We start from the raw sequence: 15,583 nt of genomic DNA, 5'->3' as shown, positions 1-15,583 counted from the left end.
TTAAACACCTGCCTTACTAAATGGATCTATGGATACCGTTGAATTTGCATCTTGATGCTCTACCGGTCCCCGTTTAATTTCGCGAACCATCAAATAAACCATCACACCTGCAAGAATCGTGAATATCAGCGTGTACATAATGATGGAAAATAAAACGGTCCCTGCAGAAACATTTGGTGATACAGCGTCAGCTGTCGTCATCAATCCAAATACTGTCCATGGCTGACGGCCCACTTCGGTCATGACCCATCCGAAAGTGTTTGCCAAAAACGGAAACGAGATAGCCGGAACAAGGAATTTCAAGAACCTACTGCTTTGCTCAAGACGTCCTTTTTTCCACAGATACAGACCAATCATCGATAATAAGATCATCGCCATGCCAAAGCCAACCATTAAACGGAAGCTCCAATACGTCGTTTTGACTGGAGGAATATAATTCGTACCTTTGCCAACGATTCGATCGTATTTTTTCGCATATTCGGCTTGGAGAGTTTTCATTCCTTTTAAACTGCCTTCAAATTTAGAATAAGATAAATAGCTTAATGCATAAGGAATATTTAGTTCAAACTTATTTTTTTGATTCTTTGTATCAATCCAAGCAAATGCCGACCATGGTGCAGGATCAGGCGTATCTTCCCAAATGCCCTCTGCAGCTGCCATCTTCATCGGCTGTGTTTTCACAAGATATTGCGCTTGGGCATGTCCGCTGAAGGCAGTACCCAAACTGCCGATTAAACCAATAATTAAGGCGATATTCATGGATTTTTTGTAAAATTCAATATGTTTCTTTTTTAATAAGTTATAGGCACTAATACCAGCAACAAAGAATGCTCCGGTACACAATGCACCTGTGATGACATGCGGAAACTCCACCCATAATTGTCCATTGGTTATAAGCGCATGGAAGTCAACCATTTCCGCCCTTCCATTTCTAATTTCATAACCGACAGGTCTTTGCATGAAGGAGTTTGCCGTTAAAATCCAAAAACCGGAAAGCATAGTCCCAATAGATACAAGCCAGATGCTTGCCAAGTGCACTTTTTTAGGTAAACGATCCCAGCCAAAAATCCAAAGACCGATAAAAGTGGATTCTATAAAGAAGGCAAGCAATGCTTCAATGGCTAGGGGTGCCCCGAAGACGTCACCGACAAATCTAGAATAATCCGACCAGTTCATCCCAAATTGGAATTCCTGAATAATTCCTGTTACAACCCCTACAGCAAAGTTAATTAGGAACAAATGCCCCCAGAATTTCGCCATTTTTTTATAAATCTCATTTTTCTTCACTACGTATAATGTCTGCATCAAAGCGATGATAAATGCCAGGCCAATGGTAAGAGGCACGAAGAAGAAGTGGTAGATTGTAGTCAAGGCAAATTGTATCCTTGCCAACATTACTGTATCCATAGTAGTTTCCTCCTTTAAGTATTGCCCCAGAATTTGATCCGAGGAGATATCATGTTCATGGTTTCACATAACCAACTGCATGTTCATAATTTCACATAACTATGCAGCCTATCAACAGCATTCCTCCCTTAATAATTCATCAGAATATGACTTGAGGTGATATCATGTTCACAAATTCACAAAATTAAACATTAATAACATGGGAAACATGAAAACTATGCAGAGAAACCGACCACTTCCCGAGTGACGAAAATAACTCTATTGAACGAGAAGCTTACTAATACTATAACAAAAAAACGATCATAAATTCTTTGAACGTTTGACAAATATGTTACAAAATTAAGGCGAAATTCGTAATAAAAATCGCCAATTTCTTGTCATCCCACTCATCCTATGCGTATAAAAAAGGACATTGGCGGCAACCAATGCCCTATTGATACACAGCTTGCTGCAAGAAATGCAGTGGCCCGAAAAGCGGAATAGTAACCTACCCTAGTTAATGATTAAAATCTCCCCGACTTAAAAATCGAATACAGCAGCCACAAAAACATCATTGTTGCTACGCCGAAACCAATCTCAATCGCCGGGATTTTCCACAACAATGTCGATTGTCTGCCCATTGAAGAGCCGATGATGATGCCAACCATAATGATGCTGAAGGAAAGCAAAACAATGCTAAACGATAAGCGGTTACTGATTTGGTCTAATTTTCTCAATAGAAAATCCAAGTCAGGGATGCCGATCTCCAGGCGTACTCTTCCTTGTTTCATCAGCTTCGTTAACTCTTTTATATTTTTCGGCAGATCCACGAACAGTTCCCCATAATCGGAAAAGCGTTTCCATGCCATTTCCGCTACGTTTTTCGGCCTCATCCGCTCCTTTAGCAGCTGGCGGCCAAACGGTTCGGCCATGTCGATAATACTCAAGTCGGGATCCAATTTTTCCACGATCCCTTCCACCGTCAGCAGCGCCTTCCCTAGCAACGTTAAATCGCTCGGGATGCGAATCGAGTGGCGGAATGCAACGTGAAGCAAATCCTGAACCGCCTCGCCGAGGCTGACTTGGCTCAACGGAATATCATAATATTTTTCCCGTAATTGCTCGATATCTTCACGCAGCTGGCTTACATTTACCCCATCCGGCACCAATCCCATATCCCCGATCGCTTTCATGATTCCATCAGTGCTTTGTCGCATCAAAGCGATAATGAAGGACGATAAATAATATTTCATTTCTGGAGTAATCCGCCCTACCATGCCAAAATCAATCAGTGCAATCACGTCTCCCGGCAAAGCTAACACATTTCCCGGATGGGGATCGCCATGAAAAAAGCCTTCCATAAAAATTTGCTGGAACATTCCTTTTGCCAGCCGCTCCGCCAGAATTTTTAAGTTATAGCCACGTTGTTTCAGCCTCTCCAGTTCCCCTAGTTTGATACCTTCCACATACTCCATCGTCAGTACTTTTTTTGTGGAATAGTCCCAAAACACTTTTGGCACATAAATAGTCGGATCGCTTTGAAACTGTTTGGAAAATTTCTCGGCATTGCGCGCTTCCACGGTGTAATCGAGCTCTAGGCGAAGCGACTTCGATAGTTCGTCCAATATGTCCCGTAGCCGATATTGTGCTGCCCACTCTAAGCGGCGTTCCGCAAGCACAGCCAAATCTTGAAGAATTTCCAAATCCGTTTTCATGATCGCGGCGATATGCGGACGTTGAATTTTCACCGCTACCTTTTCGCCGGAATGAAGGATCGCTCGATGAACTTGTCCGATCGAGGCGGCGGCAAGCGGAGCTTCCTCAAAAGAACGAAAAATATGGTCCAGCTCCTCCCCCAACTCCTCCTCGATAATACGGCGAACATCGGCAAACGAAAAAGGCGGGACTTGATCTTGCAATTTTTCCAGTTCGCAGATAATGTGTTCTGGAATTAAATCAGGGCGCGTGCTGGCCAGCTGTCCTAATTTCACGAAGGTCGGTCCTAATTCCTCGAGCACAAGGCGGATGCGCTCACCGATCGTTTTCCCATCTTTCTCCTTTTTGTCCACACGCAGACGTTGCGGAAAAGAAAGAAACTGGGAAAAGCCGATTTCCTCGACCACCATTTCAAACCCATGGCGGAGCAAAGCAACAGCGATATTGCGATAACGGCTCATATGTCGCATTCTTTTTCCAATCATCCGCTCATCCCCTTTAATGCCAGGGGCCATGAGAGGCCCCGTTCGATTACTGGTTTTCTTTTTCTTCTAAGCGGCGGATTCGTTGCTCTAATTGTTGCAGCTCATCTTTCGTCACCAAATCGAATTTATCAATCACTTGTTTGACTTGTTCGCGCACGATGCGCTGCAACTCTGCTTTTCTTTCTTCTGTTTGCTGCTTCCACTGGTTCATAATATCCTTCGATTCTTCGAGCGACAGTTCCCCTTTTTTCACCAGCTCGTCGATTAGTTTTTCAACTTGTTCCTTGCTTGCTAACGCCAATCCAAGTCCAAACGCCAGCCCTTTTTTGAGAATGCTCATAAGCTTACGGCCTCCTTTAAGTTTTTACATCATGATATCATTTTCACTACCTTGTGTCGAATTATCCCATTCGCCATGAAAGCGCCCTTCATTTTTCATTTACCCATTCGCATTAGCAAATAAAACAAAAAAGTATGTTAACCATCAATTACTTACAGTAGTTGATGCTGTTCGCTAAGATCACTGGCCCCAGTTTCCCTGTTTTTACGTTAGAAAGCCGCACTTGTATTTGAACGTTTTCCAATTCCGCTGTTATACTGTCAAGACGCCCGGCCCATGTTGGACCATCCGTTTCTGGGGTCGGATAAAGCGGGAAACGCCAGCTAATGACATTTGGGATGAAGGCAAAACCTTCGAAGCGATCATAATCTCCGAAAGAGGAAGGTTTAGGCAAATGAAGAGCATGGATGCTAATGCTGGTGCGCGGGAAGCTTGGGGTTAATTTTACTTTATACACGAGAGCCGCCCCCATCGCGTTTGGATAGCCGCTGTCTACTGGCTTTAATATTAAACTGCAAGGGACAGTCACAGATGAAGCGGCCTTCGTTTGCATAGGACTGAAAATGACAGATCCAAATAGGAGTAAAGACAACACCAATTGTTTCATGCCCACCCTCCTCGCACATGTCATTTTTGGTTAGTTTTCCTTTTAGACTGTCTTATTATGAAACAGTTTTGTCTTCTGTTTCAAAAACGCATAGTAGACGAAATGAAGTGGAATAGTATCATTGGATATTCGGTGGGAAGGAGGTAGCCGAAATGCCAAAGGAAGAACTCCGTTACGGCGAGGATTATAAATTTATCCCCGCCACTTCGGTCGCAAGCGGAACAAGCGTAGAAGTACTGCCGGATTTATATTGCCATACCATCCAAATTGTCAACATCTGCCTTGTCGGCGATCCTGACAAAAAAGAGTTTGTCCTGGTGGATGCCGGAATGCCAAAAACAGCGGACGATATCATCGCTGTCACTGAAAAGCGGTTTGGCGCCAACAGCCGTCCGCAAGCGATCATCTTAACGCACGGCCACTTTGACCATGTCGGGGCGATTATTGAGCTTGTGAAACATTGGAACGTACCGGTTTATGCTCATGAAGCGGAGATGCCTTATTTAACAGGAAAAGTGCGCTATCCGGAGCCAGACCCGTCGGTGGAAGGCGGAATGGTAGCGAAAATGTCAGCGTTTTTCCCGAACGAACCAATTCATTTAGGCGAACGCGTCGAGCCGCTGCCTAGCGATGGCACGGTGCCGCACTTGCCGGATTTCCGATGGATTCACACGCCTGGTCATACGCCTGGCCATGTATCGCTGTTTCGCGACAAAGACCGCGCGCTAATTGCCGGGGATGCGTTTGTCACCGTCCGCCAAGATTCCTTGTATAAAGTATTCACACAAGAAGTGGAAATCAGCGGGCCGCCGCGCTACTTTACGACCGATTGGAACGCCGCACGCGAATCGGTAAAAAAACTGGCGGCATTGCAGCCAGAGGTGGCTGTTACAGGACATGGAGTTCCAGTATCAGGTGAAAAACTGCGTGAAGGATTAGCGAAACTAGCGCGCGAGTTTGACCGAATCGCCGTGCCGGACTACGGAAAATATGTTCATTAACAAATCCGCCTCCCGCAAACAGCCGGGAGGCACCACTTTTATTGATGATACGCATAATTGAATAGCACATACGCTGCAACAAGCAATCGTTCCCACTCTTCATAGCCTTCGCTTACCCGAAACGTATAACGCCAGCGCAACAACTGCGAACGTTTCCCTTCAGCGATCTTTTTTCCATCCAGCCAGACTTCCGTGCGAGAAACCATTTCCGGTGACTGAAAAAACAGCGTTTTTCCCTCTATCTCTACTATCATGCGCTCGCGCAGCTTCAATTTGTTTTTCCATGAATAATCCGTACGGGCCACTGCGACAACCGCTCCATTTTGCACCATATGCCACATAGTATTGATACGAAATAGTTTGTCTCGCTTCTCTATGATTTGTACCGAAGTTCCATCCGCAAATGTAAATGACAAGTTTAAGTACCACTGATTTTTGTCGGAGAAAATGCTATTGACAATGCGCTGCCATGGACGTGGAAAGAAGCGCCAAAACTCCCCCATCTTTTTGTCTCCCTTAAACAAGCGCTTTTTTCCAGTCCAAAATCGTTCCGCCATATGCGTATGCCAAACATTTTCGTCTTCCGCCCCTTCATAACGCGCATCGCGCCAATTCTGCCAGCATTCGATACCCAAAATCAACAGCGCCCCGGCTAGAAAACTCGAGGCAATAAAAAGCTGCCCCCATTCGAATTTTCCTAAAATGAAAAACCGCAAAGCGATCCCAATCAATGCGACGGCGAAAAATAACAACAATTTCTCCAAAAAGTCCCACTCCTCTCCAAACAATAGTAGACGAAAGACGAGTGGGAAAAGTTTCAATTCTATTAACGAATTGGAATTTGTTTCGTTTTATCATGTTTATGCTCGCGATAATAGCGTACCATCACCGGAATGACATCACGAAAGTCTGGGCAGCTAATCCCCGCTTTTTGCAGCACCGTTTGCGCCTCGGTTGCGTCGTAAACAGCCATGCACTCAAAATAATCAAGAGCCTCTTTTTCCGTACCGAGCCGCTTTCTTATCGCCGGAATCGACAGAATCCCTTTTATCGCGGCAAGGTGAAAAACGTGGGTGACCGACTGTGCCAATTCTTCCGTTTGTTCCGCCGAAAGAGCAAGGTTTGGCTGCGTAATATCCCCTTCGACAATATGCCATTTCTCGCGCGGATACTTTAATTTAGCAGTGATATTTTCCATATCTTGTACCGCTTTTTCTTTCATGTTCGATAGCACAAGCAGATAAATCTTTTCCGGATGCCAGTTGGCAATTAATTCTGTGATTAACGCCGAAGCATTGAACTACCCCCACTTACCGGCTAACGCCGGTTGAAGTGGGGGATTCTTGTTTCCTTTGGCCGCGGTTGCTCAAAGGTCCCAAGAACCCCCTCCGTTCAACGAGAGAAGTAGCCATACGAGATGTCCGAAGTGTCCCTTTTGGGACGACCAGCTATATGCCTGTGAAAGCACATATAGAAGGTACGCCATCTTCCATTCGTATGACATCCAAAGAACGCATTGCAATGCACCCAGCTCCTAGAATCGACATCTGCTCCGGTGACGAGAGTAAGACACTGGTACAATGCGTTCTTTTGTTCTAAAACTTCAAGAAATAATGATATTCTAATAGTTGATTACGCTAAAGCTTTTATTAATTGACGTTTTTCTTCTTCCGACAAGGATGGGTGAAATACATCTATCCCTTGATATGGTTGATTCACATTAAAAAGATGGTACAGTGTATGTGTACGAACAGAAAACTTCCTATCTAAAATAGACCAATGCCTCCAATGATGAGAAGCATCTTTCGAGACATACTTTTTAAGCACCTTTGGTGCTTTTTCTTTATATCCTAATCCTCGACGGCCAATCGTAAATGCAGCTGCTTGGTGGATAGAAATACCGAATTTGCGCATATATTTCAGTTTCCCAGAGACAGAAGTAAAAGCCGGATTCACTTCTATAACAGCAACACCCATTTTGTCGGCACGGCTTTTGATCGCTTGTATCATTTTTCGATAGGCGAACATACTCTTCATTCGATTTGCTTTTTTGTTGCCGTATTTATTGCCTGTTTTTGATAAGGTGGTATCTAACTTCTCCAAAACAATAGGTTTTTTCTTTCGAACCGCAATATCCACTAAAGCAATCGCTTCTGTTTCCAAAATTTTTGTGATTTGACCAGAAGTTTTTCCCTCTATTGAAAACGTCAATTTTCCACTTTCTAAAAAGTTGCCATCCCTCGAAACATCCGCCCAAGCAATATGATTGTAGTTACAATCGACTCCGATCACTCCGTCAGAGGTGGAGAAATTGATATAAGGATTCGATTCTACATCTACTATACACTTGATAATGTAATATTCCCCGTGATCTTCCACAGACCAAGAAATTGGTTTTCCATACTCTTTTTTATTTTTACATTGGATTTGCTCTGTCACCGCTTTATTTACGATCTCTTGCCCATATGGAAACACCACTCCAGGAAAATTTACTACCTTTCCTGTTACAGAGGTCATATGAAGTTCATTGGTTTCTGGATTGTAATGAAAAACAAAGTTACCAGAACCCGCATCTTTCCGGCCGGAGATGAGCATTTCTTTATTCCGTGCAGCTAAAAAGAGTTTTCTCCAAGCTTCGTGATCTTTAATAAACTCTTCTTTCGTGAATTGTTGTTTAAACAACTTTTTTCCTCCGAACACGGCACTTGGGATATGCTCTTTTAATTTTACTTTCTTTTGTTCTAATCGATCCAAACGATGTTTCAAACGACCGATTTTTGCTTTAGTACGTTTAATTTTCACATCTAAATAGCGATGTTCAAACAAATAGAAATTCATCCAAATCAATGAACGGTCTTTTAAATCAAGGGAAACAATTCCACTATCGTGCAAAGAGAAATTCCAATTCTTCGGAAACCGTAGGTTTCCTTTCATACAACTTTCCTTGATTTTACGCAATTGGGTTAGCAATTTTCTTTCGTTTTTTAATTTTTTCTTTACATCTTTGATTTCTTCTTCTGTCTGTCGAATATATAATTGATTTAACTCCATTAGAGAGGAGAAAAGAGCATTTGCTTCTCGAACTGCGCTGTTGGCGAAATAATCGTTCAGTCCATACTTTTTCTTTACGACAATATGGAGACTTTCTTGATACAATTTTTGTTTCCATCGTTTTTCTCTAACCAACGTTTGAAAAGCGAAACGTTTCGCTCGATTGAATAACTCTAATGCATAAGATGTTTCTGCCACATTAAGAATATCTATTTCGGATTTATACAATCTTCTTGAAAAATAGGCTTTTTTCATCTTTTCTCCACCTCTAACAGAACATAAGTTCGATATATTTATTTATATTTTATGACAAAAGAAGAAAGTTTTTCAACTATCACGATGATCAAAAACAAAAAATGCCGATTCATCCTCCACCTAAACTTCGCTTAGAGGTGGGGGCCTTCTCGGTAAAAAAGATAGAGCCGGGGAGCCCGGCGAAAAAGTAAACGTTTCCCATTCTCCTCCCAACTTCTCATCATCTTTCCATACTATTTAATTAATTTTCTAAATCATATAAATTTATCCTCTGATTATGTTCACATAAAACAAAGATAATTTTCTTGTCATGTCATCCACTGTATGCGTATAATAAAGATGAACAGCATAAAATAAAAAACAGGACATTGGCGGCAACCAATGTCCCATCGATACACAGCTTACTGCAAGAAGTGCAGTGGCCCGGAAAGCGGATAGTAACCTACCCTCACTTAGGCCGAGCAGGGTGGGTTACTTTTTGTCTTTGGACACAGCGATGACGGTTACGATCAGCGATGCAAAGGCAATCATTAACGTCAGTGCATCGGCAACGGTCATCATCAGCGGCACCCCCCTTCTTTAAGGGAGTAGCCACTGCCCACCCTGCATGTAGCTGTGCATGTTTATTATACCATAAATCCCCAAAAATACGAATATATATTCGCATTTTAAAATAAAAATAGGAATCTTTCACTAAAAGCGAAAAAATGATTAGAACATTAGAATAAAGGAGAGGTAATTTGAAGCTATACGGAGAGTTTATGAAACAAGATTGGCTACAAGCCTTTCGCATTGATGAAAAGGACGTGCCGTCTGCCATGATTGTCCATGGAGCTTGGGAACACGAAACAAACTTGCAACAATGGAAACAAATTTTGTACGAAACAACATGGAGCCCGCATTGGAACTGTGTCATCGGCCATTGGAAGCATGAGCTGATCGGCTTTGCCAATGTGTTTGGAGGTCCAAGCGCCGCCGTGATTTGTCACCAGTTTGCTTCCCTCGGGACGCAGCGGTTTATTCAGACAGGCTACTTTGGAGGCCTGTCGCGCGATGTACAGTTTGGTGACATTTTTATTGTTACTGGAGCGGAAATGGCAGACGGTGTTTCCCATTGGTATTTGCCGGATCAACAAATCGTCCAAGCCGATATAGAACTAGTAGAAGCCTCAGTCCAATTTTGCGAAGAAAGACAGTATCGTTATGTCACCGGAACGGTCTTCACAACCGGAGCCATCATGATAGAGACAAAAGAGATGGCAGAAGCGTGGGCGCAAAAAGGGCATATTGGGGTCGATATGGAAACAGCGACAACCTTAGCCGTGGCGAAAAAATTCGGCAAAAAAGCCGTCGCGCTCCTTAACTTATCCGATCACATTATCAAAGGAGATACTTTTTATACCGTAGATCCCGACCAACAGAAAAAGAAAAGAGAAACAGACGAAAAAATTCGCGAACTCGCCATATACTTATCTACTTCATTCAACCATTCACTATAAGAGTTCAAAGATCGTAGGCGGCAAGAAACTTCTTGCCGCCTATGCACATCTTATAACAAAAAAGCACCAATCAGAACTTTTCGCTTTCGATAATCAACCGTAACGTTTTTTCATTTAATCCGTTTTAGCAAAACTGAAATGAAGTTCCCGTCATTCTCTTCGCTCTATCAACAATTTGTCCTAAATGGCAGCTCGTATGTTCCACCAAATGAAAGAGGCTATGTAATCGATGTCTATGTAATTGTTCTCGCTGATCATATTCGCAATCTGATGTTTCCATTTATCAAAAGTTTCCTGAACGATGATGGACAGCATATCCGGTGTGAAATCTAACTGAGGAAAATATTCTTCAATTCCTTCATCAAACTTGATGTTACGCTGCAGATAGCTGAGCGTATTCCTTTTTATGTGTTCACAAATATGCAGAACGATACCGCCAACAGAGTTTAAACCTGGTGCATTGCATTCCCATAATTGTTCCATATTCAATGCCTGAATCGAACAGAGCAATTTAGGAAGATAATGGTCATACATTCGATGCAGAGCGATTTTAACAAATAGCTTCATTTCTTCCATTCTAATCCTTCAGACATGCTAAATAAAAAAGCATTTGAAACCAATGCACCTTGTTCTCGTATTAGACATTTTTTGTCATCGTGATGAATTCGATCCCATTATCGTTGTAAAATGAATGTTTTTTAATAAATCCAATTTTTTATATACCTTAACCGCTCGCTGATTAAATGCATAATCGCTGTTTCCGTTTTACTATTGTAAATAATCGTTTTTTAAAATGGAATCATCTACTTTCCCTGCAGGAACCTTAATGAAAAAGTCCTTCCCTCCATGTCTATACTGCTTCACCAATATGATTTCATTATTTTTGGTGACAGACAGCCACCATATTTACCCAATCAGGAAACTCATTGACATAATAATTTTCAATGATGTGACCATTAGGAAGGACCACTTTATCACTTCGCAAATTCCCAAATGGTGTTTGATAAATATATTCGCTTTTTATCACTTGCCACTTTTTCATAATATCCTCTCCTTACAACCGCTGAAACTCCGGTGTTTCCATCAGGCGCGCAAAAAATCGCTGTTTCGCTTCCCGATACGCTTCCATGCTTTTGCCTTCGTATGCCTTTTTCAATTCGTCATATTCGGCCCTGTACGCATCATTCGCCAGCAGCACGTCGCGAAATTTCCAAAAGATGTCCAATTCAGAACCGATGACGGTTAATTGGACGCCTAATGACGGGACGGCCGTATCATCTTGAAACGCGCGGAAATAGTCCGTTTGCACGCTTCCTTCGTTGATCGCATATAAGGTCGATAGCTTCTCAACAGCAGCGGTAAACAGTTCCGCAGGAACCCGCACTTGAATATCAAGGTCTCCTTTGGTGATGCTATTGGGAATCGCCGTGCTTCCAACATGCTGAACGTCCGCTTCCGGCAGCAGGCGCAAAATTTTTTCCTTCTGTTCCAAAAACATCTTTTCCGCTTGTTCGTGAAACCGGCTTTGCTCTAAAAAATGAACGCGTTCCATCTTGTTTCCTCCGAATTACAACAATTTTGCCATGTAATATTCATCAACATATTTTCCGTCTATCAAAAGAGAATGCCGTTTGATTCCTTCCTGTTCAAACCCCATTTTGCGATACAACGATACCGCGCGCTGATTGTCAGTGACTACCGTTAATTCCAACCGATGAATGCCTTTCGTCCGCGCCCATCGCTTCGGTAAACAGCATCGTGCCGATTCCTTTTCCTCTGTACGAAGCCAGCACGCCAATGACGATATATACCGTATGTTTATTTCGTTTCGCGCGCCCGCCCCTTGCAACTAAATACCCAACTAGCTTCCCGTCGGCCTCTGCTACCAGTATCGTGGAGTTTTCCTCATTCTGCATCGCTTCAATTTGGCTTCGCTGCTGCTCCGGGGTGAGCATTCGTTCTCCTGCCTCAAACAGCAAAAAGTCCGATTCTTTTTCAACTTGCAAGATAAGATGCGCCAATTCTTCCGCATCGTCTACCGTCGCATGCCTTACGTTCATCTTTTTCCATCCCCCTCCAAATATTCCTGTGCTAAATCGCGGCTGCGATACCGACCCATCGCTGTTTTTACCTTTTTAAACCCTGCCTGCTGGTAAAATGGCTCGTTTCCCACAGTAGCAATCAAATGAACGCAGGAAATATGCTGCAGCTGATCAAGCAAATCTTCGACGATTGCTTTTCCGATGCCATGCCCTTGAAAATCACGATGAACAACCACATCGTAAATCGCCGCATTAAACACCCCGTCGGAAAGCGCACGGCCGAATCCGACGATGCGGCCATCACAAAAGACAAGTGTAATAACATTGCTTGCTTCAAATACCTGCTGGATGACTTCTTCCGTATGTTTCGTCCAGCCGACGGATTCATACACCTCTTTCATCTCTTGCCAATTTGCTTTGGATAAATCTCTATGGACGTGAATGTCCACCCCTATCCCCCTTACTTTCTCGAAATCGTTTCTTTTTGAAGCGCATTTGCGATTTGGTCTAGCTTTTGTTCGATGCGCTGCAATGATCGATTGCGGATAATGACACTTCTTACAAAGAAAACGAATAGTGCCACTATAATAACGTTAAAGACAATGGGAATGATAGAAGTTAACAATGTAACAAAAGATGTTTCTTGTGCCATTTTTACATCCCCCCTAGCATAAAACTTATTATTAGTCTATTCTATGTCTATCCTATTATTTCCTGCCGATTAGTTGCATACACCGCTTTCTCGCCGTATCATTTTATATAAACAATACAAGAAAGGGTGCACACCCATGGCTAAACAATTGCCGCCAGGCCAATTTGAAACGGAAAAATGGCCGATTCTCCATGAGGGGGATGTCTATCCATTTGATGAATCAACATGGGATTTCCGTTTATTTGGGGATGTAAAAGAAGAAGTCTCCCTATCCTATCAGCAAGTAATGAAGCTGCCAAAAACGATATCGACGATCGATATGCATTGCGTGACGACGTGGTCGAAGTTTGATACGACGTTTGAAGGAATCGCCTTTCGCGAGTTTTTGCGCTTTGTCGAGCTCGATTCGGATGTGAAATACGTGAAAATTTACGACTATTTGAACCAAGACCGCTTCGGTTATTCGGCCAACTTGCCGCTCGAGGTGCCCATGGGTGATGACGCTTTGTTTGTGTACCGCTGGAAAGATAAACATCGTGACTGGCAAGATATTCCCCAAAACATGGCTATCCGCTCCGCTTTATGGAAAGGGGCGAAATGGGCATCCGAGATCCGGTTTATGAAAAAAGACGAGCCGGGATATTGGGAACAGCGCGGCTATTCGATGAACTCCAATCCATTTAAAGAAGAACGGTTTGCCGATCGATAACAATAAAAAACGAGGACCGCTTCGCTCGGGAAGGGTCCTCGTTTTGTTATGACTAAACATGATTGGACGCTGTTTGCTTTTGCAGCCATGGGCTGAGCCGGGCAAACAAAAGCATAAAGACAATGGTAATCATGACGCCTTTTACCGCATTAAACGGAAGAATGGCGGAAACGACGAGCGCTTTTGTTTCCGGCGCGCTCATCGCCGGAGCGCCTAGAAAGATCGTATACGCTGGCAGAAACACATAGTAGTTCAATACGCTCATCATCAACGCCATAACGGCGGTGCCAGTGGCTAACCCAGCCAGCATGCCTTTTTTCGATTTTGTTTTATGATATACGTAATATGTCGGCAAAATAAATGTAATCCCAGCCATAAAGTTGGCGATATGCCCAACCGGAACGCCGGTAGGACTGCCGACCATGAAATAATTCAGCACATTTTTTAGCAATTCCACGAACACTCCCGCCAGCGGCCCGTACAGAAGCGCGGCGATCAATGCCGGAACGTCGCTGAAATCCACCAATAGAAAATTTGGAAATGGCGGAAGCGGAAAGTTTAACAGCATCAACAAATACGAGATGGCACTAAATACTCCAATCAAGACAAGCACGCGGACATTCATTTTTCTCATGTCGATTCTCCTCTCCTTCTCGTGATCCATCCTCACAAGAAGAAGGCTGCCGTCTTGAGCGTCCAATAAAAAACCCTTAAGTGTTCACACTTAAGGGAGAAAAAGGTCATGCTCAAATAGACGTTCGAGCGCGCAACATTCGAACGCCGGCAAACCTTCATCTTCTCCCATCCAGACTATACTGTCGGCTCCGGACTCGCACCGGATCCTGCCTTGCGGCTCGCGGGCTGAGAAGCGCATGGGCTTCATCACCGCCGGTCGGGAATTTCACCCTGCCCCGAAGATGAATCGTATATTTTTGATATGTGATTTTACATTCAGTATACAATTTTCATATAGATTCTGTCTACTATTTTTCATGCCACAGAATGAAGCTGGCTTTTAACTAAAGCTCGTTTCTGAAGGCGAACAGTGCCTGTCATTGTTCACCATACCGGACATCAGCTATGCGATCGGGACCTGAGCGTTTGCATCCAAAAATGCGATGGTTAGTCATTCTTTAAATGGGATTCTGAATAAGATAATGATGATAACCTAACAGGAAAGGAATATGTCCCATGCCCATGATCGCTGAGCCCTTTCGATTGCCGGTTCAAATCCTCCCTGTTCACGTCACCTCACCAACCGTTCATCTTTACTATCCTCAGGTAACCGGCCTCCCGGATATCCGGATTCAACAGCACATAAATCAAGTGATTTACCAACAACTTCATTCCATCATCAAGCAGCAAGGCTACTATGAGAATCCAGCCCAAACGGAAATGACCGGAATATATGAAATCAAAACGAACGAAAGAGGCATTCTAAGCCTGGCGCAAAATAACTATACCTACATCTATATGCATGCGAACGGCCTGACCATCACAAAATCATTGACCTTTGATACCCGTACAGGTAAATCCTACACCCTAAAAGAGTTATTCAAACCCAACAGCGATTACGTGAAAAAAATCTCAATGTTAATTGAGCAGCAAATCCAGCAACGCCAAATCAGCCTGACCAGTAACTTTACTGTGATACGCCCAGACCAAGATTATTATATCGCTGATAAATCACTTGTGATTTATTTCCAAATGTACGAAATCACTCCCCGACCTTATGGCCTGCCAATGTTCCCAATTTCTGTATATGAACTTCAGGATCTGATCGATGAAACAGGGCCGCTCGGAAAAATGATTCTGGACTAAATAAGTCAACGGGCCGGGG

Annotated in this window: 17 protein-coding genes, 2 pseudogenes and 1 riboswitch; of the genes and pseudogenes, 4 read left to right on the top strand and 15 right to left on the bottom strand. The window is 43.3% G+C overall.

Annotation, left to right across the window (positions count from 1 at the left end; genetic code table 11):
- From BDD39_RS05700 to BDD39_RS05685, 4 genes are all read right to left on the bottom strand, one after another.
- Positions 1-1,407 (bottom strand): cytochrome ubiquinol oxidase subunit I, encoded by a 1,407-nt coding sequence (locus tag BDD39_RS05700; RefSeq protein ID WP_166908924.1) that lies wholly within the window; start codon positions 1,405-1,407, stop codon positions 1-3.
- Positions 1,408-1,910: 503 nt separating this feature from the next.
- Positions 1,911-3,587: an ABC1 kinase family protein gene (locus tag BDD39_RS05695; RefSeq protein WP_166908922.1), complete on the bottom strand. Its 1,677-nt coding sequence runs from the start codon at positions 3,585-3,587 to the stop codon at positions 1,911-1,913.
- Positions 3,588-3,633: 46 nt separating this feature from the next.
- Positions 3,634-3,927 (bottom strand): phasin family protein, encoded by a 294-nt coding sequence (locus tag BDD39_RS05690; RefSeq protein ID WP_166908920.1) that lies wholly within the window; start codon positions 3,925-3,927, stop codon positions 3,634-3,636.
- 148 nt (positions 3,928-4,075) lie between these two features.
- Entirely contained in the window at positions 4,076-4,534 is a 459-nt protein-coding gene (locus tag BDD39_RS05685) for a YoqH family protein (RefSeq protein ID WP_166908918.1), read from the bottom strand.
- Between the two features lie 152 nt (positions 4,535-4,686).
- Here BDD39_RS05685 and BDD39_RS05680 point away from each other — a divergent pair, with 152 nt between their 5' ends.
- On the top strand, positions 4,687-5,535 hold the full coding sequence (locus BDD39_RS05680; RefSeq protein WP_166908916.1) for an MBL fold metallo-hydrolase: 849 nt from the start codon (positions 4,687-4,689) through the stop codon (positions 5,533-5,535).
- 38 nt (positions 5,536-5,573) lie between these two features.
- Here the strand turns inward: BDD39_RS05680 and BDD39_RS05675 are convergent, their stop codons facing one another.
- The 4 genes from BDD39_RS05675 to BDD39_RS16315 all read right to left on the bottom strand — a co-directional run bounded on the left by BDD39_RS05675 (position 5,574) and on the right by BDD39_RS16315 (position 9,402).
- On the bottom strand, positions 5,574-6,299 hold the full coding sequence (locus BDD39_RS05675; protein WP_166908914.1) for a tubby C-terminal domain-like protein: 726 nt from the start codon (positions 6,297-6,299) through the stop codon (positions 5,574-5,576).
- A 62-nt stretch (positions 6,300-6,361) separates the two neighbouring features.
- Positions 6,362-6,817, bottom strand: coding sequence for an SDR family oxidoreductase (locus tag BDD39_RS05670; RefSeq protein ID WP_166912280.1), 456 nt, complete (start codon positions 6,815-6,817; stop codon positions 6,362-6,364).
- A gap of 350 nt (positions 6,818-7,167) precedes the next feature.
- A complete protein-coding gene (locus BDD39_RS05665; protein ID WP_166908912.1) occupies positions 7,168-8,841 on the bottom strand; it encodes an IS200/IS605 family accessory protein TnpB-related protein in 1,674 nt (557 codons plus the stop codon).
- A gap of 471 nt (positions 8,842-9,312) precedes the next feature.
- Entirely contained in the window at positions 9,313-9,402 is a 90-nt protein-coding gene (locus tag BDD39_RS16315; RefSeq protein WP_243845993.1) for a putative holin-like toxin, read from the bottom strand.
- Between the two features lie 179 nt (positions 9,403-9,581).
- Here BDD39_RS16315 and BDD39_RS05660 point away from each other — a divergent pair, with 179 nt between their 5' ends.
- A complete protein-coding gene (locus BDD39_RS05660) occupies positions 9,582-10,340 on the top strand; it encodes a nucleoside phosphorylase (RefSeq protein WP_166908910.1) in 759 nt (252 codons plus the stop codon).
- Between the two features lie 124 nt (positions 10,341-10,464).
- On the opposite strand, the pseudogene BDD39_RS05655 reads toward BDD39_RS05660, so the two are convergent.
- The 6 genes and pseudogenes from BDD39_RS05655 to BDD39_RS05630 form a co-directional block, all read right to left on the bottom strand.
- Positions 10,465-10,907 (bottom strand): annotated as a pseudogene (locus BDD39_RS05655) (hypothetical protein).
- Positions 10,908-11,217: 310 nt separating this feature from the next.
- Complete coding sequence (locus tag BDD39_RS05650; RefSeq protein ID WP_166908908.1) at positions 11,218-11,382, bottom strand: hypothetical protein; 165 nt, start codon at positions 11,380-11,382, stop codon at positions 11,218-11,220.
- 12 nt (positions 11,383-11,394) lie between these two features.
- Positions 11,395-11,892, bottom strand: a complete 498-nt coding sequence (locus BDD39_RS05645) for a GrpB family protein (protein ID WP_166908906.1) — start codon at positions 11,890-11,892, stop codon at positions 11,395-11,397.
- A gap of 15 nt (positions 11,893-11,907) precedes the next feature.
- Positions 11,908-12,400, bottom strand: a pseudogene (locus tag BDD39_RS05640) (N-acetyltransferase family protein).
- Complete coding sequence (locus BDD39_RS05635; RefSeq protein ID WP_208404482.1) at positions 12,397-12,783, bottom strand: GNAT family N-acetyltransferase; 387 nt, start codon at positions 12,781-12,783, stop codon at positions 12,397-12,399. Before BDD39_RS05635 ends, BDD39_RS05640 begins: the two are co-directional and overlap by 4 nt.
- 59 nt (positions 12,784-12,842) lie before the next feature.
- On the bottom strand, positions 12,843-13,034 hold the full coding sequence (locus tag BDD39_RS05630) for a DUF4083 family protein (RefSeq protein WP_166908902.1): 192 nt from the start codon (positions 13,032-13,034) through the stop codon (positions 12,843-12,845).
- 136 nt (positions 13,035-13,170) lie between these two features.
- Here BDD39_RS05630 and BDD39_RS05625 point away from each other — a divergent pair, with 136 nt between their 5' ends.
- Positions 13,171-13,743 (top strand): molybdopterin-dependent oxidoreductase, encoded by a 573-nt coding sequence (locus BDD39_RS05625; protein ID WP_166908900.1) that lies wholly within the window; start codon positions 13,171-13,173, stop codon positions 13,741-13,743.
- Positions 13,744-13,795: 52 nt separating this feature from the next.
- Here the strand turns inward: BDD39_RS05625 and BDD39_RS05620 are convergent, their stop codons facing one another.
- Positions 13,796-14,377: an ECF transporter S component gene (locus tag BDD39_RS05620; protein WP_166908898.1), complete on the bottom strand. Its 582-nt coding sequence runs from the start codon at positions 14,375-14,377 to the stop codon at positions 13,796-13,798.
- 155 nt (positions 14,378-14,532) lie between these two features.
- Positions 14,533-14,666, bottom strand: a riboswitch (FMN riboswitch).
- A gap of 268 nt (positions 14,667-14,934) precedes the next feature.
- On the opposite strand from BDD39_RS05620, the gene BDD39_RS05615 reads away from it, so the two are divergent.
- Positions 14,935-15,564, top strand: coding sequence for a DUF3298 and DUF4163 domain-containing protein (locus BDD39_RS05615; RefSeq protein WP_243845992.1), 630 nt, complete (start codon positions 14,935-14,937; stop codon positions 15,562-15,564).
- Positions 15,565-15,583 lie beyond the last annotated feature (19 nt).

Source organism: Saccharococcus thermophilus, assembly GCF_011761475.1.
In the GTDB taxonomy this organism is placed as follows: domain Bacteria; phylum Bacillota; class Bacilli; order Bacillales; family Anoxybacillaceae; genus Saccharococcus; species Saccharococcus thermophilus.
This window is presented reverse-complemented; position numbering and strand designations above follow the sequence as displayed.